This is a genomic window from Acinetobacter sp. G18 (assembly GCF_052660225.1).
On sequence record NZ_CP109658.1, the window covers coordinates 1,252,807 to 1,275,612 of the forward strand.

Annotated in this window: 20 protein-coding genes; 10 read left to right on the plus strand and 10 right to left on the minus strand. The window is 38.3% G+C overall.

Features of this window, described 5'->3' with window-relative positions; translation table 11 throughout:
- Positions 1-22 precede the first annotated feature (22 nt).
- Positions 23-193, minus strand: a complete 171-nt coding sequence (hemP, locus tag NE363_RS05880) for a hemin uptake protein HemP (RefSeq protein ID WP_000993415.1) — start codon at positions 191-193, stop codon at positions 23-25.
- A gap of 136 nt (positions 194-329) precedes the next feature.
- Here hemP and NE363_RS05885 point away from each other — a divergent pair, with 136 nt between their 5' ends.
- The gene (locus tag NE363_RS05885; protein ID WP_445536020.1) at positions 330-1,232 is read left to right on the plus strand and encodes an NUDIX domain-containing protein; all 903 of its coding nucleotides are present in this window, start codon (positions 330-332) and stop codon (positions 1,230-1,232) included.
- A gap of 22 nt (positions 1,233-1,254) precedes the next feature.
- Here the strand turns inward: NE363_RS05885 and NE363_RS05890 are convergent, their stop codons facing one another.
- Positions 1,255-1,806 (minus strand): tetratricopeptide repeat protein, encoded by a 552-nt coding sequence (locus NE363_RS05890; RefSeq protein WP_039250916.1) that lies wholly within the window; start codon positions 1,804-1,806, stop codon positions 1,255-1,257.
- A gap of 20 nt (positions 1,807-1,826) precedes the next feature.
- A complete protein-coding gene (mrcB, locus tag NE363_RS05895) occupies positions 1,827-4,223 on the minus strand; it encodes a penicillin-binding protein 1B (protein WP_445536021.1) in 2,397 nt (798 codons plus the stop codon).
- 185 nt (positions 4,224-4,408) lie between these two features.
- Here mrcB and NE363_RS05900 point away from each other — a divergent pair, with 185 nt between their 5' ends.
- Both NE363_RS05900 and NE363_RS05905 read left to right on the plus strand, forming a co-directional pair.
- A complete protein-coding gene (locus tag NE363_RS05900) occupies positions 4,409-5,317 on the plus strand; it encodes an NAD(+) kinase (protein ID WP_002049094.1) in 909 nt (302 codons plus the stop codon).
- Positions 5,314-5,586 carry a YeaC family protein gene (locus NE363_RS05905; protein ID WP_002118245.1) on the plus strand — a complete coding sequence of 91 codons (273 nt, stop codon included), beginning with the start codon at positions 5,314-5,316 and terminating at the stop codon, positions 5,584-5,586. Before NE363_RS05900 ends, NE363_RS05905 begins: the two co-directional genes overlap by 4 nt.
- A 201-nt stretch (positions 5,587-5,787) precedes the next feature.
- Here NE363_RS05905 and NE363_RS05910 read toward each other — a convergent pair whose 3' ends face one another.
- A complete protein-coding gene (locus NE363_RS05910; protein ID WP_445536022.1) occupies positions 5,788-6,801 on the minus strand; it encodes a glycosyl transferase family protein in 1,014 nt (337 codons plus the stop codon).
- Between the two features lie 499 nt (positions 6,802-7,300).
- Between NE363_RS05910 and NE363_RS05915 the strand changes: the two genes are divergently transcribed.
- Together NE363_RS05915 and NE363_RS05920 are read left to right on the plus strand one after the other, a co-directional pair.
- Positions 7,301-8,656, plus strand: coding sequence for a dicarboxylate/amino acid:cation symporter (locus NE363_RS05915; protein ID WP_049064365.1), 1,356 nt, complete (start codon positions 7,301-7,303; stop codon positions 8,654-8,656).
- A gap of 159 nt (positions 8,657-8,815) precedes the next feature.
- Complete coding sequence (locus tag NE363_RS05920) at positions 8,816-9,961, plus strand: acyl-CoA dehydrogenase family protein (RefSeq protein WP_004700529.1); 1,146 nt, start codon at positions 8,816-8,818, stop codon at positions 9,959-9,961.
- 50 nt (positions 9,962-10,011) lie between these two features.
- Here NE363_RS05920 and NE363_RS05925 read toward each other — a convergent pair whose 3' ends face one another.
- On the minus strand, positions 10,012-10,635 hold the full coding sequence (locus NE363_RS05925; protein ID WP_445536023.1) for a hypothetical protein: 624 nt from the start codon (positions 10,633-10,635) through the stop codon (positions 10,012-10,014).
- Between the two features lie 89 nt (positions 10,636-10,724).
- Positions 10,725-11,666 carry an alpha/beta hydrolase gene (locus tag NE363_RS05930; RefSeq protein ID WP_445536024.1) on the minus strand — a complete coding sequence of 314 codons (942 nt, stop codon included), beginning with the start codon at positions 11,664-11,666 and terminating at the stop codon, positions 10,725-10,727.
- 184 nt (positions 11,667-11,850) lie between these two features.
- Here NE363_RS05930 and pheA point away from each other — a divergent pair, with 184 nt between their 5' ends.
- The 5 genes from pheA (at position 11,851) to NE363_RS05955 (ending at position 19,102) form a co-directional block, all read left to right on the plus strand.
- On the plus strand, positions 11,851-12,960 hold the full coding sequence (gene pheA, locus NE363_RS05935) for a prephenate dehydratase (protein WP_002049199.1): 1,110 nt from the start codon (positions 11,851-11,853) through the stop codon (positions 12,958-12,960).
- A gap of 108 nt (positions 12,961-13,068) precedes the next feature.
- Entirely contained in the window at positions 13,069-15,315 is a 2,247-nt protein-coding gene (locus NE363_RS05940; RefSeq protein WP_445536025.1) for a bifunctional prephenate dehydrogenase/3-phosphoshikimate 1-carboxyvinyltransferase, read from the plus strand.
- A gap of 127 nt (positions 15,316-15,442) precedes the next feature.
- Positions 15,443-15,826 carry a hypothetical protein gene (locus NE363_RS05945; RefSeq protein ID WP_004700537.1) on the plus strand — a complete coding sequence of 128 codons (384 nt, stop codon included), beginning with the start codon at positions 15,443-15,445 and terminating at the stop codon, positions 15,824-15,826.
- 233 nt (positions 15,827-16,059) lie between these two features.
- Positions 16,060-17,490, plus strand: coding sequence for a formylglycine-generating enzyme family protein (locus tag NE363_RS05950; RefSeq protein WP_171250710.1), 1,431 nt, complete (start codon positions 16,060-16,062; stop codon positions 17,488-17,490).
- A gap of 151 nt (positions 17,491-17,641) precedes the next feature.
- Complete coding sequence (locus NE363_RS05955; protein ID WP_445536026.1) at positions 17,642-19,102, plus strand: aminoacyl-histidine dipeptidase; 1,461 nt, start codon at positions 17,642-17,644, stop codon at positions 19,100-19,102.
- A 34-nt stretch (positions 19,103-19,136) separates the two neighbouring features.
- Here NE363_RS05955 and rtcA read toward each other — a convergent pair whose 3' ends face one another.
- From rtcA to NE363_RS05975, 4 genes are all read right to left on the minus strand, one after another.
- On the minus strand, positions 19,137-20,183 hold the full coding sequence (rtcA, locus tag NE363_RS05960; RefSeq protein ID WP_445536027.1) for an RNA 3'-terminal phosphate cyclase: 1,047 nt from the start codon (positions 20,181-20,183) through the stop codon (positions 19,137-19,139).
- Positions 20,184-20,442: 259 nt separating this feature from the next.
- Entirely contained in the window at positions 20,443-20,901 is a 459-nt protein-coding gene (locus tag NE363_RS05965) for a DIP1984 family protein (RefSeq protein ID WP_445536028.1), read from the minus strand.
- A 12-nt stretch (positions 20,902-20,913) separates the two neighbouring features.
- Complete coding sequence (locus NE363_RS05970; RefSeq protein ID WP_240061451.1) at positions 20,914-21,297, minus strand: DUF7684 family protein; 384 nt, start codon at positions 21,295-21,297, stop codon at positions 20,914-20,916.
- A 2-nt stretch (positions 21,298-21,299) separates the two neighbouring features.
- A complete protein-coding gene (locus NE363_RS05975; RefSeq protein WP_288420692.1) occupies positions 21,300-22,568 on the minus strand; it encodes an RtcB family protein in 1,269 nt (422 codons plus the stop codon).
- Between the last annotated feature and the right edge of the window lie 238 nt (positions 22,569-22,806).

Sequence of the window (22,806 nt, forward strand, 5' to 3'; positions counted from 1 at the left end):
TGTTGAAACGCGAGGGTGGTTCTTATTTAGTTAAAATGAGACGGTTATTGCGTGTAAGGCGTAAACGATATTCCTCGCCAGCATGCATAATTCGAATTTCACGACCTAATGCAAATAGGTTGTTAGAATGCAGCATTGGTAAGGCATGAGCTGAGTCAGTGTTACGAGTAAATAAGCTAAAAGGTGCGTTCATTTGTTGTGCTCCGTGGTATATTCTTGAACGATTTAAATGATAATCATTATCGAATAGATCTGTCAATGAGATTTTAAAGAATTTATAAATTGATAAAATTTGCTTACACTTATGAAAAACTTGAGTGAGTAGAAAAATGCCTAAACCGATCGTCGATGTTGCAATAGCTATCTTAATTCATCGCGGAAAAATATTAGTTGGATGGCGTGGTGAACAGCAGCATCAAGGTGGAAAGCATGAGTTTCCAGGAGGAAAGGTTGAGCAGGGTGAAACGCCTGAAGAAGCATGCCGCCGTGAAATTTATGAAGAAGTCGGTATTGGTTTAAAAGATTGGCATCAGTTTGATTATATTCACCATGAATATGATGACATTATTGTCAATCTTCATTTGTTCCATAGTTATGTACCTGATGAGTTATTAAATCTTATTCACCAGCCTTGGACATGGTATACGCGTGATCAGCTAGTTAACTTAAACTTCCCGAAAGCCAATAAAGACATCATAAAAAGATTGTATTGGCCACATTTCATTAAAATTAATTCTACGCTCGTACTAACCGAAAATAAGGACACTTTAGTGTATTGGCGTAGTGAAAAAGATAGCTTTAATCCAGAAGATATAGAAAAATTAGTGCTGTTAAATACAGAGCAGCTTTCAAAATTAATCATAAATATCGATATTTGGCGCAAACTAAAACCTGAGTTAAAAAGCCACATAAAAACAGTTCATCTTAAACAGTCCCAATTAATGAGTTTGCATAAAGGTGATTTAGAGGTGGGAGTGCGTTTTATTGCAGCTTGCCACGATGCAGTTTCTTTACAACACGCACAGCAAATCGGCTGTGATGCTGTTTTTGTAAGTCCTGTCAAAGTAACTGAAACTCACCCAGAAGCGAGAGCACTTGGGTGGGATCGTTTTGCTGACTTGATTGAGAAATGCCAGATTCCCGTCTTTGCTTTGGGGGGGATGAGTCCTGATGATTTAGCTACAGCACAGCAACACAGTGCGTATGGCTTGGCAGGTATTCGTAATTTTTAAAAAGACATAAAAGCATTAAAAGCTAGAGCGCTTTTAATGCTTGCTGAGCTTCTTGAATAGTTTTTTGGTTATTGCGTTGTTGTCCAGCTTTTAAAATGGTTAGCCAAAGCTGTTTTTTCATCGCTTGGCTCTGAGCAAAGCTTAAACCACGTCTTGCAAGAGACTCAGCATTAGCATATTGCTGTTTATGATTTGCACTGAGTGCTAAAAATAAATAAGTCTCGGCGGCTTGTGGTGCTAAACGCTGCGCTTGAAGGGCGTAGCGCTCAGCCTCTGACCATTGCTGGTTTTTGTAAGCTTGCTCAGTTTTTTGCATTAACGTTTTAAAAGCAGGTAATTGGCTTCCATCATCATTAAAGCGTTGGGGCTTTTTCTGCTGAGGAACAATCACCTGTAAACTTTTACGTTGAATATCTGGATGATCATAAGGTGTAATTTTTACACCAGATGGTGTCTCAGTATTCTTTTTCTCAGCAACAGGTGGTGTTTTCTCTTTTGGGACTGAATGATCTGGTAAAGTTGTACAGCCGACCATAAGTACAGCACCAATATAAAAAACACCCTTCTTTAACATATCCTGTTTCCTGTTAACACTTAGTTGTTATAACTACCACTAGAAATCACTCGTGTGTTATTCGACAGATCTTGTTCCATCTGACTTTCACTATCACGAATATAGCTATCGCTATTATCCGGTTGAGATGCTGGTGCTGTGTTATCACTTTGTGGTGCGTATGTTGGATCAACTTGATAATAAGGTGCTGCACATGGCGTAGCACGATGTGGCACTGTATGCGTCAGCATAGGAATATACATTGCGCCAGCACAAGCCTGTGCAGACAAATCACCTGTTGCATGATCAATCCATTGCCACTGTACAGTGTCTGGTTGACGTAGATTTACTGGGGTTTGACGTAACTGTTTCATCACATTAATCCACACAGGTAATGCTCCAGATGAACCAGTTAAGCCAGTTACTTTATTGTCATCTAGACCTAACCAGACTACAGCAACATGGTTACCTGAATATCCAGCGAACCATGAATCACGTGTATCGTTGGTTGTACCTGATTTACCAGCCAATTTTAAAGTAGGTGATAAGCTGTTATAAGCTGCACGACCAGTACCTGAAGACATAACCTGTTGTAGACCATAGTTCATGATATAACCAACAGATGGATCAATTGTTTGTTGTACGTTTAAACCATAACGATCAAGTAAACGACCCTTGGCATCTACTACAGAACGAATTGCACGAGTTGGATATTTAAAACCACCGGTAGCAAAGTTTTCATAAATACCGAGTACTTCCATTGGTGACATATTAACTGCACCAAGGAAAATAGAAGGATAGGCTGGAATTGGTGATTCGACACCAAATTTCTTTAAGTCGTTGGTAAATGTAGATAACCCAAATTCTTGACCTAAACGCACAGCAGAAAGGTTATAAGAGTTCGCTAAGGCTTCACTTAAACTTACAACGCCATGACCACCGCCACTATAGTTTTTCGGTGTCCAGCTTTTACCACCATCTACAGGAATGCTAATTGGCGAATCTTCGATCTTGCTTGCCCAGTTATAACGTCCAGACTCCATTGCGCTTAAATAAATCACTGGCTTCAATAGGGAGCCGACTTGGCGTTTTGCGTCTAGAGTACGGTTGAATCCAGTAAAGTCTTGAGTCGAGCCGACAGCGGCAATCAATTCACCGTTTTCTGGATGTGCTATGAGCACAGCACCTTGCAAGTTTTTCAAACGAGCAGGGTTGCTTTGACTAAGACGTTCTACAGATGCTTTAAATGCATCTTGAACTTGAGTTTGAGCAATTGGGTCCAAGGTCGTAAAAATACGTAGTCCTTGATTGGTTAAATCACTTTCTTGATATTCGGTACGTAACTGACGACGTACAATATCTAAAAAGTCAGGGAATTTTGCAGGGCCTAGGCTTGGTTTACTTAGAATACCTAAAGGACGTGCAATTTCAGTTTCATATTCAGCTTGAGTTAAATAACCCATTACACGCATGTTATTGAGCACTGTGTCGCGACGATTTTTTGCTCCTTCAGGGTTTTTCCAAGGGTTATATAACGATGGACCTTGGACTAAACCGACTAAATAAGCTTGTTGTGCGACATTGAGTTCACGAAGTGGTAAACCAAAATAAAATTGTGAAGCTAAGCCATAACCATTGATTGAATAGTTACCATTTTGGCCTAAATTTACTTCGTTTAAATAAGCTTCTAAAATTTCATCTTTGCTGTAATGCAACTCAATAAGCAAAGCCATTAATGCTTCATTCACTTTACGTTTTAAGGTGCGTTCAGGTGTTAAATAGAAGTTTTTAACTAACTGTTGTGTGAGTGTTGAACCACCTTGGCGACGTCCTCCAGTGACATTACTCACCAAAGCACGTGCTGTACCACGAATCGAGATACCGTGGTGATGATAGAAGTTGCGGTCTTCGGTAGAAATTAAAGCTTCAATCAGTGGTTTAGGAACACTATTAAGTTTAATCAGGACACGGTCTTCATTATGCTGGGTATAAATGCCCCCAATGAGTAAAGGTTCTAAACGGGCCACACCTGTTGATGATGGTTTTGTACTACGTACATCTGCAACCTGATCGTTTGCAAAGCTGAGCTCTAAAACCTGTTCAGGTTCTACGCTATCACCATAGTCGAAACCACGTGTATGCACATACATGTTGCTACCTTGAGCAACAAAGGTTCCTGACTTGTCATAATTACTTGAAGTTTTGTAACCTAATAATTTTAATTCTTGAGTGAAATTTGCTTGGGTAATAGGTGCATTATTATAAATTTCCAAAGGCCGAGCAAACACTTTGGCCGGAATGTCCCAGCGCTGTCCTTCAAATTTTTCACGAATAATATTATCTAAACGAATCAGATAGATACTAAGAGCAATAAAAGCACCAATCACCAAAATTGAAAAAATTAGCGCGAAGAAACCGATACCACGTTCAAACTTCATATAAATGAGATAAAACCCTAAACAATACGCTAATGATGCGATAGCTTGTCATCAATTTGCAATGATAAAACTGTGAATAAATTGAAAACTTAGATTGAATTTTACTGCATCTTGTTGTTATGTTTTTTTAAATTAATCAGGATAATGTTATGATAGCGTAGAATCGCAGCGGAGCTTACTCATTCGTGCAAATTTCACATAAGTCCTTCAGAAACGTCGGGTTAATTGGTCGACCGGATAAATCATCAGTTGTAGAAACACTATGTTTAATTCATGACCATTTGCTAAGTTTAGGCCTAAACCCCATTTTTGATCAGGAAACTGCCGAATTAGTGCCCTATGATCATGCGCAAGTTGTTAGTCGTCACTTATTAGGTGAAGTCGCTGATCTGGTCATTGTAGTAGGTGGAGATGGTTCTTTGCTTCATGCAGCCAGAGCTTTAGTTCGCTACAATACACCTGTTATTGGTATTAACCGTGGGCGTTTAGGATTTTTAACCGATATTAAGCCTGCGGAAGCTATTTTTAAACTTGATCAGGTATTACAAGGTCATTTTCAACTTGATCGCCGTTTCTTGCTTGAAATGGAAGTACGTACCAATGGCGAAGTCATTTACGACGCAATTGCTTTAAATGATGTCGTACTACACTCAGGTAAGTCGGTACATATGATCGACTTTGAACTCAATATTGATGGTCAATATGTTTACCGTCAGCATAGTGATGGTTTAATTGTTTCGACACCAACAGGATCAACTGCTTATGCATTATCAGGTGGTGGCCCAATTTTACATCCGAGTATGGATGCGATTGCATTAGTCCCTATGCACCCCCATACATTATCTTCACGCCCAATCGTAGTCGGTGGGCAAAGTGAAATTAAAATTGTCATTCGCGAAAATCGAGTATTACCGATGGTGAGTGCAGACGGACAACACAGTGTATCGCTCAATGTCGGTGATAGCTTGCACATCCGCAAACACCCATTTAAATTAAGTTTATTACACCCACCAGGTTATGATTTCTATATGGCTTGTCGTACCAAACTGGGTTGGAACCAAGATTTTGAATCTTTTCAAAGAGATGAATCATGAATATTGAACAAATGCTATCTGTTTTAAACCCTGAAATTGTCGAGCGTTTAAAAACAGCCGTAGAGATCGGTAAATGGCCAAATGGTGTTGTCTTGACAAAAGAACAGCGCGAAACATGTATGCAAGCTGTGATTGCTTGGGAGTTAAAGAACTTACCGGAAGATCAGCGTAGTGGTTATATTGACCGTGGAACGAAAGAAGAGGGTGAAGAGTGTGATGATGATCATCACAAGCATGAGCCTGAGTTTAAACCTATTCGTTTTGTTTAAAACTTAATAAGACAGAAAAATTATTTTTGGTTATTCCATACAGCCTTATATAGCATGTTTTTCATAACTCATAGCATATAGGCTTTTATTACTTTTGAAGGATCAAAAGTAACCAAAAATCCTCTGTATCACTGACGATACTTCCTGTATCGCAGTGATACGGTCGACATCCATGTCGACCTTCGCGATAGCATCTGTTAACTACAAATTAATATTGCTTAAATTTCGTGTTTCCCATAGCACTTTTGCTTTTTGCATCGCTTCTTCAAAGCTAACAACAACGCCCATGGTATATAACGCAATACCCATGGTTTCTGTTACTGCCATTTCACCATATTCATGATGCTGCTGACCAAGCCAGACAGCTTTAAATGTTGCCAAGTCTAACTCTTCTTCAATTGGGCTACGTTCAGGTGTAAGCTTTGGCAACTCATGTTCATAGAGTTCACCATTTTTAATACCGCAAATCAGTGTTTTAGCATCGGGGTTTCGCTCAAATTCACCGCCTTCACCTTTAATGACTGCACTATTTTGATAGCCTAAGCGAAGCGCACTATGCTGATGAGAGGTTCTATAAGCCGGATGGAATATCGCTTGTAAGGTTGCTTTCGCGTTAAATGGGTTAATCAGACGGGCTAAAGTATGAATAGGAGAGCGTAAACCCATGACATTTCTTAAAGAAATTAAATCACTTAAAACAGGTGAAATTACTTCTAAAGGTAAGTAAGCAAAATTCTGTTCGGCCAATTGTGTACGGACTTCTTGTTCAGAATGGCAAATTTTATAATCTAAATATTCTAAAACTTGTTCAGTATAGATTCGGTTAATCGTATGTCCAGAAGCGCCGTGCATGACGATTTTGTAGCCGTGATGAGCAAGTGTCAGGGCAGCCAATAAAAACCAAGGGTAATGTTTACGTTTGCCTGCATAAGATGACCAGTCTAGGTCAACGTCTAAAGGTTGAAAATTAAGTTGGTCTTTGGTGGCTTGTACAAAGCCCGCAAGCTCATCAATGGACTCTTCTTTAACACGTAGTAGCATTAAAAAAGCACCCAACTGAACATCAAGAACTTCGCCTTTTAAAATCATGGTAAAAGCCTGATAGGCTTCTTCGTAACTCAGTGATCGAGATCCGGTTTTCCCCTTACCTAAAATACGGACATATTGCGCAAAGGGATGTTCAGCATCTTTATAGATATTACGTTTAGTATTCATGGCAATTCAAAACAGTAAAAATAAGGGGTAGGCAGCTCAAAATGAAATGTCTACAAGGACTTATCAATATGACATAAAAATCTGCTGAAAAAATATCAAAAGTGTTTCTCATACTAAAGTCTTAAGGCTGCATGAGTGTTTTTTGTGCGTATTAGCCAAAATTTTAACCGAATCGTGATTTAATTCGAGTAAACTTTCATGTGCTTTTTTGAGCACTCATATCATAATTTTCTGTGATTCTCCTATATCTTCAGCTTTTTATTGAAAAAGTAAGAGGTTATTTCTGGCTACTCAAAGTGGTTGGAAACTTCAGGTATTCTCCTGTTTTAGAAAACAGCTTTTTTGTTTTCGTTGAGGTAGTAGGAAGGTTTTTTGTTATTAAAAAACCGTTTCCCTTTTGCGGTGTTCATGTGAAAGGTTAGGGCTGTGTATTCGTAAAGAATAGACGTTTCATTTTGATATTTCCAACGGACTTGGAAATATAGATTGAAGTAAAGTTATGGCTAAAAAACCGATTTATAAATCACTTTATTTTCAAGTGATTATTGCGATTATTGCGGGTGTTTTGGTAGGGCATTTCTCTCCAAGTACAACGCAAATTGTTAATGGTGTCGAACATCATATTCCAGGTTTAGGTGAGCAACTCAAGCCATTAGGTGATGCATTTATTCGTTTGATTAAAATGATCATCGCACCTGTTATTTTCTGTACAGTGGTCAGTGGTATTGCTGGTATGGAAAGTATGAAGTCAGTTGGTAAAACTGGCGGTGTTGCATTGTTATACTTCGAGATCGTTTCAACAATCGCACTTCTGATTGGCCTTGTGGTGATTAACATTGCAAAGCCAGGTGTAGGAATGAATATTGATCCTACAACCCTAGACACTTCAGGTATCCAAAAATACGTTACTTCTGGTGAGTCACAATCTACCGTTGATTTCTTAATGCACATTATTCCTGACACGGTTGTAGGTGCATTTGCAAATGGTGAAATCTTACAGGTCCTTCTTTTTGCAATTCTTTTTGGTTTTGCACTTCATAAGTTAGGTGATGCAGGACGTCCAGTTTTAAAGTTAATTGATCAAATTGCACATGTATTTTTTAACATTGTAAATATGATCATGAAGCTTGCTCCATTGGGTGCATTTGGAGCAATGGCATTTACTATTGGTAAATATGGTGTGGGGTCACTCGTACAATTAGGGCAACTTATTATTTGCTTCTATATTACGTGTCTGCTCTTTATCTTCTTGATTTTGGGTACAATCAGCCGTATCAGTGGTTTTAGCATCCTTAAGATGATTCGTCTAATTCGTGAAGAACTCTTAATTGTGCTTGGTACTTCTTCTTCAGAATCAGTCTTACCACGTATGCTGCGTAAACTTGAGATTGCAGGTTGTGAAAAGTCTGTAGTCGGTTTAGTTATTCCGACGGGTTACTCGTTTAACCTTGACGGCACTTCAATTTATTTGACCATGGCTGCAATTTTTATTGCTCAAGCCACAAATACACAGCTTGATATCCAGCATCAAATTACTTTGCTTTTGGTACTTTTAATTTCATCTAAAGGTGCAGCAGGTGTAACAGGTTCTGGTTTTATTGTTATGGCGGCAACTTTATCTGCTGTTGGTCATATTCCAGTTGCAGGTTTGGCATTAATTTTAGGTATTGACCGTTTCATGTCAGAAGCACGTGCTTTAACCAACCTTGTTGGTAACTCTCTAGCAACAATTGTGGTTGCTAAATGGGTAGGTGCTTTAGATAAAGATAAATTAAATGATGCATTAAATAATCCAGAGGAAGTGGATAGGAAAATGCTTGAGCCAAAAAGTGTTGTTGCTGAAGCATCTCACTAAAAATTATGATTGATAAAAAGGGAGCTTCGGCTTCCTTTTTTATTGGCTGACTGAAAAGTACAGTTTTAATGAGCAGCTATGCCATGACAGTAACTAAAAAAATGATTAGCATGCTCAGCAATGAGAATTGATAAAACAATAAAGCTGAAGGAAAATATTATGTTGGCATACGATGCAGATTTAGAATTATTTCGTGATAATTTTAAACGTTTTATGAATGAGCATATCGCTCCACATTATGACCAATGGGAACACGAAGGAATTATGCCGCGTTCAGTTTGGAATCAATTGGGCGAAAATGGCTTTTTATGTGTAGATGTTCCAGAAGAATACGGTGGTTATGGCGTTCCAACCTACTATTCATTAATGTTGGTTGAAGAATCTGCTCGAGCTGGTTTTTGTGCATTATCAACTGCTATTTCTTGTCACTCTGAAATTGCTGCACCTTATATTTTACATATCGGGACTGAAGAGCAAAAACAATACTGGTTACCAAAAATGGTTACGGGTGAAGTGGTTGGTGCCATTGGTATGACTGAACCAGGTGCTGGTTCAGACTTACAATCAATGCGTACCAGTGCCATTTTGCAAGATGACCATTATTTGTTAAATGGCTCAAAAACCTTTATTTCAAATGGTCAACATGCTGACCTTGTGGTGCTTGCAGTAAAAACCGATCCTCAAGCGCGTGCAAAAGGCGTGTCATTATTATTGGCAGATACGCATTTAGAAGGTTTTAAAAAAGGTACCAACCTCGACAAAATTGGTCTGCATTCTCAAGACACATCTGAGCTATTTTTTGACAATGTTAAGGTTCCTAAAAACCAGTTACTCGGTCAAGCTGGACAGGGGTTTGCTTACTTAATGCAAGAGTTACCACGTGAACGTACAGCCATTGCATCTACCGCTATTGGCGCTATTCGTGGTGCAATTGATTTGGCAACGGCTTATGTAAAAGAGCGTCATGCATTTGGTCAACCTATTTCACAGTTCCAAAATACTCGTTTTGTTTTAGCACAAGCAAAAATTGATGAGCTTGCTACGGCTGCTTTTTACGAGAGAAACGTTGCTCTATATCAAGAAGGTAAGTTAGATGTGGAAACAGCAGCCGCACTCAAAAGTTTTAGTACGGATATGCAAATGAAAGTCGCAGACAACTTGCTGCAACTCTTTGGTGGTTATGGTTATATGACTGAATATCCAATTTCACGTTTCTTTGTAGATGCTCGTATTCAGCGTATTTACGGTGGTACAAATGAAATTATGAAAGAAATCGTAGCGCGTGGTTTAATTGGTAAAGCCTAATTAAATAGTTTTAAAAGAAGCCTACCTTTGAGTAGGCTTTTTTATATTACCTATTTGTTAGTTCGATAAATGACAGGATAGTCTTGTTGTTTGGGTAATTTGTGTAAGGCTTGATTGATCTTTATTAAAAATGCATTGGCTTCATCTTGACGAAAAGAGTCTTCGGTATATTTGCTACGTTTTTGATTGATGCCACAACCCGTTATTTCCATATTTTCAGGATTAAATGACCAGTCATTTGGATTCTTTAAGTTAATGTCTAAATCACTTTCACAGCTTTTCCATAAACGTAAAAACTCATTTGATAATTCTGTTTTAAATCCTCGTGCTGGATAGACAGAAAATCCTTTTATTTCAGGGTTGGAAAATTGTATAAACATGTCTACTGGCATACCACCCCAAATAATTGCTGTATCTGCTGGCAAGTATATACCTGATAGATTTTTCTCATTTAAAGCATGTTTTTGCTCAAATTTCTGCCTGAAGTGTTGCGACTGATAGGTCAGTTTTGTTTGGGCTGGGATTGGAATACCACGAACTTGATCGCTGGTAGTTGTCATATAGTACGGAGAATTATCAGTACCATTACATCCTGCGATTATCGGACAACCGCTACAAGCCGTTAAACTATAACTTGCAAGACTTAGTAGACTCAAGACAATAATTTTATTCATTCTATTTTACTGTTCTTTTAACATCTTTAAGCAGTATAGCTAATCTAGGCTTTAAGATGAGTTCAGCATTTTGAAATTTGAGCAATTTCTTATTCCGTTGCCTTCTCACTCTGTTCATTAAATAAAGATTTGCAGCTTTCTAGATCTTTGCACGAAGCAAACATAAGGGCTTTAGGTAGACTTGCATACAAATTTGTAATGTGTTGCTCGGCAGGGTTATAAAAATGCCAATAACTAAATTGGTTTGAACGTTTGTTTTCTAAAGCTTTAAAGAAATCTGTTTCATTAAACTTATTATTAGATTGAGTACGAGGCCCACCTTGCTCATGTGTACCAACTGTGGTTATGAGTAAGGGATGATTTGATTTTTGACTTTGCCAATGCTTTAACTGTTGAAATAACATACCTTGATCAAACCACAGAGAAGGGCTTGCAGCGAAGTAACGTTGAAATGCATCTGGCTTTTGAAAAAAATGATAAAGCACAAACAAGCCTCCAAAAGAGTGCCCATAGATACTTTGTTGCTGGCTATTAATTGGAAACTGTTGTGCAATTTCAGGTTTGAGTTCGTTATTTAAAAATGCAATAAACTGATCAGCACCGCCATATTTATATTTACCTTGAGCTTGAAATTCAGAAGAAGGTTTTGGTGTGTAATCGTAAGCACGCTTTTGCACATCAAAAGTTTTTTGCTGAGGATAACCAACCGCTACAATCATAAGTGGATCAAGTCCTAATTTTGTAGAGCCAGCTCCAATTGACTGAGCAATATTGACAGCACTTGGGAAAGTTGCATTTCCGTCTAGTATATATAGTACCGGATACCCATGTTGTGGTGGGGCAACAGGTGGTTTATAAATTTGAATAAGATAATCATGGCCTGTATTTTTAGATTTGATTTGGAATTGTGCCTGATTATTTTGAAAAACGATTTTTGATTGATTTTGTATAGGCGTTTCAGCTAGAACATTACTGCTTATTAAAGTACTCAAGATAAAACTAGAAGAAAAAAAGAAAAATGATTTATGCATAACAGATGAAAATAAAATTTATTACTCAAATCATAAATGAAAATCATTATCAAATAAAGCTATCAAAAGAATGTCCGCAAAAAGGTTAATGAAAAAAGCTCTTACAGCCATATTGCCTAACAAATCAAAGCAGACTATTGTTATACTCTCGTTTAAAAGATGATTTTACTGAGGCTGCATTCCAATGATCAACGATGATCAAAACAAAACGACTTCTCTTAGTTTAGAACAAATTCGCGAAGATATTGATAGTGTTGATCAACAGATTCAAGAATTATTAAATCGCCGCGCAAGCCTTGCTGAAGCTGTTGCTAAAGCTAAATTTGCTTCCGAAGAGAATCCTTTGTTTTATCGTCCTGAACGTGAAGCGCAAGTCTTACGTAAAGTGATGGAGCGTAACCAAGGTCCTTTGTCTGATGTCACCATGGCGCGTCTGTTCCGTGAAATTATGTCTGCTTGCCTTGCTTTAGAAGCTCCGCAAAGTATTGCATTTTTAGGACCAGAAGGTACTTTTACTCAATCTGCTGTGCTTAAGCATTTTGGTAAGGATGCAGTTGTTCGTCCATTACCAACAATTGATGAAGTTTTCCGTGAAGTGGAAGCGGGTAGTGCACATTACGGCGTAGTTCCAGTTGAAAACTCATCTGAAGGTATTGTGAACCATACTTTAGATTGTTTTAAAACATCGAATTTAAATGTGATTGGTGAAGTTGAATTACGTATTCATCATCAATTCCTTGTCTCTGAAAATACACGTAAAGACAGCATTAAACAGATTTATGCTCACCAGCAAACTTTGGCCCAATGTCGTCAGTGGTTAGACGCGCATTATCCGGGTGTTGAACGTGTTGCCTTAAACTCAAATGCAGAAGCTGCACGCCGTATTCGCAACGAATGGCATTCAGCAGCAATTGCATCTGATATTGCAGCAGGCATGTATAACCTTGAAATCTTGCATAGCAATATTGAAGATAACCCGGAAAATACCACTCGTTTCTTAGTGATTGGTCGTGAAAAAATTCCACAAAGTGGTAATGACAAAACATCGTTATTGATCTCAGCACATGACCGTGCAGGTGCTTTATTAGAAATTTTAGCGCCGTTTGCAAAACATAATATTAGTTTAACGAGTATTGAGACTCGCCCAGCGTTACCTGAAAAATGGGCCTATGTATTCTTTATCGATTTAGAAGGTCATATCGATCAAGAGAACGTTGCTGCGGCAATCAATGATATTCGTCCAATGGTGAAAGAGCTTCGTATTCTAGGTTCTTATCCTGCAGCTGTTCTCTAATCACTCATGTTGGAATAATGGCATGTATCAAAATAGAGCATGTCATTATGCTTAAAAATAAATTGCTCAGAGGTTTAAATCACTTTGAGCAAAAGCAAAGTTGAAGTTATGTCACAACCCCTATTTAAAAAAGTTGCATTTATTGGTTTAGGACTCATCGGGTCGAGTTTGGCGCGTGTTATTTTTGCAGAAAAATTGGCGACAACAGTTGTTGCATCTACACGCTCACAGAAAACTTTAGAAGATGCAAAATCACTTGGCTTAATACAAGAAGGATTTTCCGATCCTGTAGAAGCTGTGAAAGGGGCCGATTTAGTTGTTTTAGCCTTGCCAGTACGTGCTACACAAAAAGTGCTCGAGCAAATTAAACCGTATTTGTCAGAAACTACGATTGTAACTGACGTGGGTAGTACAAAAGGTAATGTTGTAGATGCAGCAAAAGCTGTATTTGGTGAAGACTTACCAGCAGGTTTTGTGCCCGGACATCCTATTGCTGGCAGTGAGCACACAGGTGTTCACGCAGGTAAGGTTGATCTCTTTGCAAACCATAAAGTGATTTTAACGCCGTTGCCAACAAGTGCAGAATGGGCTGTTGATAAACTGATTCAACTATGGTCGGCTGCTAAAGCTGAAGTAATTTGTATGGACGTTGCCAAGCACGATGAGGTATTGGCACATACGAGTCATTTACCGCACTTAATGGCATTTAATTTGGTCGAGCAACTTGCAAACCGTGAAGATAATCTTGATATTTTCCGTTATGCGGCTGGTGGCTTTCGTGATTTCTCACGGATTGCAGCCAGTGATCCTCAAATGTGGCATGACATTTTCTTTGCCAATAAAACAGCGATATTAAATGCTGTCGATGGCTTCGAAAAGCAACTCACAGTACTTAGACAATTGATTGAAAGCGAAGACTCTCATGCATTAATGGGTTTACTCGGCCATGCTCAGGCAGCACGTCAGCATTTCAATCATATGTTAGCCAAAAAACCTTTAATGGAGAAAAATAAGGTGACACAGCAATTCAGTATCTTACCGGGAAATAAGGCTTTTAAAGGTAAATTTACCGTACCGGGTGACAAATCTGTGTCACATCGCTCCATTATGTTTGGTGCTATTGCTGAAGGCACTACCCATGTAACTGGCTTCCTCGAAGGTGAAGATGCTTTGGCAACTTTGCAAGCTTTCCGTGATATGGGTGTAAGCATTGAAGGCCCTAAAAATGGTGAAGTGACCATTCATGGCGTAGGCATGCATGGTTTAAAAGCGCCAGCAAGTGCATTGTATATGGGTAACTCTGGTACAAGCATGCGTTTGCTTTCAGGCATGTTATCAGCGCAAAAGTTTGATTCAGTGATGACAGGTGATGCATCACTTTCTAAGCGTCCAATGGAGCGTATTGCTAAGCCATTACGTTTAATGGGTGCGCAAATTCAGACTACAGGTGAGAAAGGTACACCACCTGTAAGTATTACAGGTAGCCAGCAATTAAAAGGTATTCAATACGATTTACCTATGGCATCTGCTCAGGTGAAATCAGGTATTTTACTTGCTGGTTTGTGGGCTGAAGGCGAAACTTCGGTAACTGAACCAGAACCAACTCGTGACCACACAGAGCGCATGCTTCGTGCATTTGGTTATGAAGTTAAAACTGAAGGCAACAAGATTTCACTCGTTGGTGGCGGAAAATTAGTAGGTACTGATATTCAAGTTCCATCTGATATTTCATCTGCTGCTTTCTTTATGGTGGGTGCTGCAATCACAGAAGGTTCAGACGTTGTGCTTGAGGCAGTAGGTATTAACCCTACACGTACTGGTGTAATTGAAATTTTAAAACAGATGGGTGCAGATCTGACTGTTGAAAATGAACGTATTGCTGGTGGTGAGCCGATTGCTGATATTCATATTAAAGGTTCACGCACGCTTAAAGGCATTCATATGCCTGAAGACCAAGTACCTTTGGCAATTGATGAATTCCCAGCTTTATTTATTGCAGCGGCTTGTGCCGAAGGCCAAACAGTATTAACTGGTGCGGCAGAACTTCGTGTGAAAGAATCTGATCGCATTCAGGTGATGGCAGATGGCTTAAAAATCATGGGTATTGACTGCACGCCAACTGATGATGGCATCATTATCGAAGGTAAAGGCAAATCTGGCGATTGGTCACCAATTTTCGCTGGCGGTGAAATTGAATCACACCACGACCACCGTATTGCTATGAGTTTTAGTATGGCAGGTCTTCGTAATTCTGGTCCGATTACAATTCATGGTACTGAAACCGTTGCTACAAGTTTCCCAACTTTCACTGAGTTGGCGAATCGTGCAGGTTTAACAATAGAAGTTAGCCAATAACTTTTTACCTAACACATTTTATAATTGCTAACACAATAGCAACGGCAGCAGCGAGCTAAAAGCTTGGCTGCTGTTTGTTTATTGCTTATGCTAAGTGCAGATAATGATAATAGTGTTAGGACAAAGGATGAAAAAATTACAATTTATTGCCAGTTGCCCACAACATGGGGTGCTTGATCATCCACCAAATGAATGCCATATCACTCAAGAATATGTAGCGGCTTTATTATTTAAACAATTGGGGCATTATGGTTTCGATGCACAGCATATTGTGCATGAACATGAAAAGGTAGAAGTGAGTATTGATAATCATCTTTTACCTTTGTCTATTACTTGTCAAAAAACAGACCATGATGGACACCTGATGTGTGAAATTTCTGCCAATCCAGATGAAGAACAAGACTGGTTTGAGAAAATTGAAACACAAAGCATTATTCGCCAGCTTGCACAGGCCGTTGAAAATAGTTTGAAAGCCGATCAGAGTTTTTCCCAATTTGTTTGGAAGTCTTGATCAATTAAATATATTTTATGAAGTAAGGGTGAACATATTTGTTCACCCTTTTTATTTATTAATATTGATAAGAATTATTTATTTTTGTAGTGACATTATTTAATAAAAATTAACAAACGAAAAAATAATATTGTTTGAATTTTGAACTAATTTTCTATTAATTTAAAAATGCTTTTTAACAAAGAACTACTCAATTTCCTCTTCTTATTTATATTATTTTACAGAGAATTAACATGAACATAATTTCCAGTAATTATTCAAAAGGCTTTGGTATATTGATTATCTCCTTATTATCAGCGTGTAATAGTGATGATAAAGATACGACCATAAACTCAACAAACCAGAAGTTGCTAGAAGGAACAATTACTTCTTTAGAGAATCTTAAGCAAAATCTAGTATGGCAAGAAAATCAGTGTGATAGTGTCTATTCTAAAGTGATCAGTGAGGCAGCAATTGCTCAAAAATCAGCGGCAGAACTAAGAGCCAATATCGCTAGTTCAAATAATTTAGGAGTTTTTCTTGATAATCAAATTATTCCGAAACTAGCTCAGCTTACTGATGAGTCAACTGTATTAAGAGCGAGGTGTAATGCTCCAGACTATGATGGAACAGGCGTAAGTATTGAACGACCTGCCATGCTAAGGGAAATGTTAAGTGAATGGCAAGGAACGATTAATTTATTAATTCGTCAAATCAATAACCCGCCAAATATGAATCCTGAAATTAAATTAGCCTCATTAACCAATACCAATATTAATCAATCAACTCTAGCAAAGTCTAAATTCAAAGATTGTTCAGATAGTTTTTGTCCAGAAATGACGGTTATTCCAGCTGGTAGCTTTTTAATGGGTGGAAATATAAATGAGCAAGAGCAACAAAATGTACCGGCTCAATCTCGACCATACGAATTACCTCAGCACTTAGTACAAGTCGAAAAACCATTTGCAATGTCAACTTATGAAACAACAATTGCTGAGTTTCAGGCTTTCCAAAAAGAAACTGGCTGGGAAGTCGAGGGGTGTCGTAATTGGGAAACACGCAATGGGGTCTTCAATATGTGGTATCGAGATGATTTAAATCCGAATAATTCGGGTATGAATCAAACACCTCAGGATCCTGTTGTATGTGTACGCCGTGAAGATGGAAGAGAATTTGCGAAATGGTTATCTAAAAAAACAGGTCAGACCTACCGTTTACCAACAGAAGTTGAGTGGGAATATGCGGCGCGTGCTGGAACGACAACAGCGTACTATTGGGGAGATGATCTTAATCTTGACCAAGCTTGTAAATATGCAAATGTATTAGATCCATCTACAGCGGCAGCATTACCCCAAACCAGTGGTTGGAGTCTATTTAAATGCACGGATGGTTATGCATTTACGTCACCAGTCGGGAAGTTTTTACCAAACAATTTTGGTTTATATGATATGAGTGCCAACGCACGAGAATGGGTGGATGACTGCTGGCATTCAAATTATGAAAATGCTCCTAGTGTGAATCGTCGCTGGGGTGAAGAAAATAATGGACAGTGTAATTTCCCAGTTTTACGTGGAGGGGCATGGATATATAACACTTATAACGTGCGAACTGCTTATCGTAATGCGTATGTAACTTCACAAGCTCGTTCAATTATGTGGGGATTCCGTTTGGTTCGCGAAATTTAGCTTTGATTTTTATACCTAATATATTCTACATTTAAAGTCATTTTTTTAATTTATCAGCGTCGATTTTAATAAAAAGCTAAAACTGCGCTGATAAATTCTTATCTTTCAATAAACCTACGTTTATTAAAAATATTTGTGAGAGTATAAATATATGGTGCCATTTGATTTTTCGAACTTATCTCCTCAAGTGGTTTGGCAGCATTTTCAAACACTTTGCACTATTCCACGTCCCTCAAAGCACGAACAGCAGCTTCGTGAGTTTTTAAGAAACTGGGCTGAAAGTCGAAATTTAGAAACTTACGTAGATGAAGTTGGTAATTTAATTATCCGTAAGAATGCGGCTGCGGGTAAAGAACATGTGTCTGGCGTTATTCTTCAAGGCCACTTAGATATGGTCACACAAGCTAACACTGGCACAGTACATGATTTCTTTAAAGACCCGATTTGTCCAGTCCTTGAAGATGGCTGGTTAATTGCTAAAGATACTACTTTAGGTGCCGATAATGGCATTGGTGTAGCCTTAGCTTTAGCTGTATTAGATTCAAATGACATTGCTCATGGGCCAATTGAAGTTCTCTTAACAGTCGATGAAGAAGCAGGCATGAGTGGTGCACGGCTTTTACAGGCAGGTGTACTAAAAGGAAAATGGTTATTTAATATTGATACAGAAGAGTGGGGCGAGTTATATCTCGGATGTGCTGGCAGTATTGATGTTGAAGTAGAGCAGCCGCTTAGTTATGAACCAATCCCTGACAATTTGAATATTGTGAATATTCAAGTAGCTGGTCTTAAAGGTGGTCACTCTGGCATAGATATTCATTTAGGACGTGGCAATGGCAACGTTATTTTGGCCCGCTTTTTAAATCAACATTTAACCTCACTTAGTGGGCATCTTATTGAGTTTACAGGTGGTACAGCCCGTAATGCTTTGCCGCGAGAAGCACGTGCCACTATTGCAATTTCGCCTAATCAGTTATCAAACCTAGAAAAATTACTCGATGAATATCAAACAGCATGGAAAAAACAGCTACAAGGTATTGATGACAATCTGCAATTAATTATTCAGCCTAATAGTGCTGAAGTGAAGGAAGTAATTACTCAACAACAGCAAAACGAGTGGTTACAAGCTTTAGCAACAAGTCCTTATGGCGTTGCAAGTATGAGTCAAGCTCTCCCAGATGTGGTTGAGACTTCAAATAATATTGGAGTGGTGAGACTAAATAGAGAAGGCGGAAAAGCTGTTTTAATGGTTCGCTCAATGGTGAACCAAGAAGCTCAAGATTTTGCAGAAAAAATTCAGGCACATTTTAGTCAATTTAATATCGCCTCTATACTCACACCGTTAGTTTCAGGTTGGACACCAAACCCTGACTCGGCTGCTCTAAAGTGCTTACAACAAGCCTATCAAAATGCATTTAATATTGAGCCAAATCTTAAAGTGATTCATGCGGGTTTAGAATGTGGGATTATTGCTGAACATTACCCACATTTACAGATGGTTTCGTTTGGACCAGATATTCAAGGGGCGCATGCGCCGGGCGAACGAGTAAAAGTAGATACTGTAGAGAAATGCTGGAAGCTACTGGTAACCGCTTTGGCATCTGTAGAGTAATTTTTAAGAAATAAGAAGCTCAGTTATGAGCTTCTTAAATTTTAACCTTTACATGAAAATGATCTGGATTTAACTCGATAAATTCAATTTCACAATCAATAAATTTTTCAATCATGGCTGCTTGAGTACGAGTGTGTTCGCTAATGCATTGTGCAGTAAATTCACCCCCTTGACCTAAAGCTAAAGGTAGAAGCAATTGATCTGCCAAATATTCATCTACCACAGCCTGTGACGATAAATATAATTTTACCTCTTTTGCTAAATGATCGGCTATTTGCTCTGCACTTTTGCTCTTCTCACCTAAAGCTATAAATAGTTGGCTGTGATATTGATGAGTAACTTTCACATACAAGGTATTACCTTGGCTAATTCCATTTAAATGAAATTGCTGCTGAGAGCTTAAGTTTAGCTTTTTACTTAATGTGGTTAATTCGCGTTGTGCAATTTGTGCTTCTTCTGAAAGATTTAATACTGCTGCAAAAGCCTCATTGCTTTGTAAAACACCACGATCTAATAAATTTAGCTTGTTTCGATTTTGCCATGGCTGAATGGTAACTTGAATTTCACCCGCACCAATTGGAAAGAAGCCAGCTTTATTTAATTTAAAATTTACGTTAATTCCAATCTTCGCTAGAGCAGGTAAAAAGCAATGTTCAATAAAATCTGCTGTTGGTGCAAGTGGATTATGTGTACCACCTGAAATGGTGAGTTCGCTAGCTTCATTTTGTAATAACAAAACAGGTAGAAGCGTTTGTAAAACCAGTGTTGTACTACCCGCTGAACCAATTTGAAATTGATATTTACCACTTTGAACATGCTGAGGTGCGAAATATAAACGCTGGCTATGTAATTCAGCGCCTTCCACATAAGCTTGGCTAATTTGTTGAGATGCCTGTACACAAACTAAATGTTGACGCATTAGCCCTGGTTTTTTACGTCCTGCACGTATATTAATTAATTCAAACGGTTGGCCTGTAATCATTGAAAGCGCAAGGGCAGTTCTTAAAATCTGTCCACCACCTTCACCTTGTGATCCATCAATTTGAATGGCTTTTGGCATATTTGCCAAAATTGTATTCACTTCTATTTTCCTTATTTTCTAATTTAATGAACATACTGTCAGTACATGGTAATGCGAAGTAACGCGTGACTTTGCTTTTGACAAAGGTTTGCTAGGTGCATAGTACTGAGCCTGATAAGTGAATATCGATGCACGACTCACATGCTGCCATAGCCGCCTGAATTATTTTCAATCCCTCAGATCGGAGTAACGCAGGATCTTGTACTCGCCCAGTATGTCCAAACTTTGATTGTGAAAATGATTTCACAAAATTTATTGTTTAATTGATTAGATCAATTTGCCAATTAGTAGCCTGAATTTTAACGTTTAAGTCACGGAGTTTCGCACTGATATCATCCGCCTGCTTTTGTAAGCTAGAAACAGGAATGACTTTCTTCCACTTAATTTCACGTGAGCTATACCGATCAGGTTCTCGATGTGTATTGGCAATCGCATCTATTAAAATCTTATGCTGTTCAGCATAACTATCGCGCAAACTTAATAGAGACAACAATACTTTGCCATCTTCCAGTTTTGCTTGTGCATTGGTCAAATGAATACGATAAATCAATTGATTGCTTTCCTGAGTTAAAGCAAATACTTGTTTGATGAGTTCATTTGGATCTTCACTAGGTTCATCGCCTTCTTGTACCAATACATTGGCATTAATTCGTTGTTTTAACGAAGCAAGCTTTTTTTGTTGATCGCTTCGAAGTAAAAGTGCTTCTGCGAGTTTCATTTTATTTACCTTTTATTCAATATGTACAATCACTAAGTTCGAAATATCTTCTAATTGCATAGTGGTTTTTGCACATTCAGTAATGTCTTCTAACGTTTCATCTTCATGCCAAGTTGTCATAAAACAATGATCGGCTGGTGGTTGATAGTTATAAAAAACTAGATATGTTTCATCTAGGACATCATCCCAAATAGAACACTCATATCCTGTAACCATCGCTTGAATACAATGTTTGGAATAGACAATCTGCTTACAAATCCAATTACGCCATTCAGGTAGAATTTGATCGGTTTTCACCACCAAAATTATGTAATAGGGTTGCTCAGGTAGAATCAGATGCTTTTCTTCATTTGCTTTGATTCTATAACTTCGAATATCTAAACAATCTTTTTCCATGATTAACCCTTAACACACACCACTTGTCTTAATGTATAAACCACTTCAACCAAATCACTTTGTGCTTTCATTACATCTTCAATTGGTTTATATGCCGATGGAATTTCATCAATAACAGCAGCATCTTTACGGCATTCCACACCTTCAGTTTGTGCAATCTGATCTTCTACGGTAAAGCGTCGTTTCGCTTCAGTACGGCTCATAACACGTCCAGCACCATGCGAACATGAACAGAAAGATTCCTGATTTCCAAGTCCACGGACAATAAACGACTTCGCACCCATTGAACCTGGAATAATTCCGTATTCACCTAGACGCGCACGGACTGCACCTTTACGAGTGACCATTACTTCTTCGCCGTAATGTTCTTCCTTTTCCACATAGTTATGGTGACAGTTCACTGCTTCCAAACGTGCCTGAAAAGGCTTTGGTACAATTGTAGCCAAGGCTTTAATCGCAGATTGCATCATGATTTCTCGGTTCTTCATCGCAAAGCGTTGAGCCCAACCTACCGCAAACCAGTAATCATCAAAGTGTTCAGTTCCTTCTACTAGGTATGCTAAATCTTTATTTGGCAAATTAATGAAATGCTTCTGCATGTCTTTACGGGCAAGTTCGATAAAATGATTACCGATAGCATTTCCTACACCACGAGAACCTGAGTGCAACATAATCCAAACATGATCATGCTCATCTAAACAGATTTCGACAAAGTGGTTTCCAGTACCTAAAGTCCCCAAATGTTTGCGGTTATTGGTGTTTTTTAAGCGTGGATGTTTTGCACAAATGTATTCAAAATCTGCAACCAGCTCAGTCCAAGCTTGATCTACCATTTCTGGTGGAGTTTCCCATGAACCACGATCACGTCCGCGCTTAGTCATTCCATGGGGAATTAATCGTTCAAGTTCAGTACGTAATGCATGTAAGTTATCTGGTAAATCTGAAGCAGTTAAGCTTGTACGGGTTGCCATCATTCCACACCCAATATCTACACCCACAGCAGCAGGAATAATTGCCCCTTTGGTTGGAATCACGCTACCAATAGTTGCTCCTAAACCGAAGTGTACATCTGGCATTACAGCCATCCATTTATAAATAAAAGGCATTTGTGCTGTTTGTAATAATTGTTGTTTTGAGTTGTCATCAACAAGCACGCCTTTAGTCCACATTTTGACTGGCATACTTTTTTCATTTTGCAGAACTTCATAAGAACGTTGTTGCTGCTTTTGTTCAAACTGAGCTTGTTGTTTAATTTCTTCAATGACAGACATTTTCTTTTCCTTTCAAAGCCTGCCTGCCAAGCGTTTGCAGGCAGGTGTTATTCACAATATCCGAATGATGTTGTGTGCTTTGTACTATTGCACTGAGTGTGCCAACTTTTAAAAACATACTTAATTAAAAATATAAGTTATTGAAAATAATATATAAAAATAATTATTCTTTCTGCGTAACTAATTTCTGTTGGAAATTTTAATATTTAAAAGATATCCAAAAATATATTTAAATATC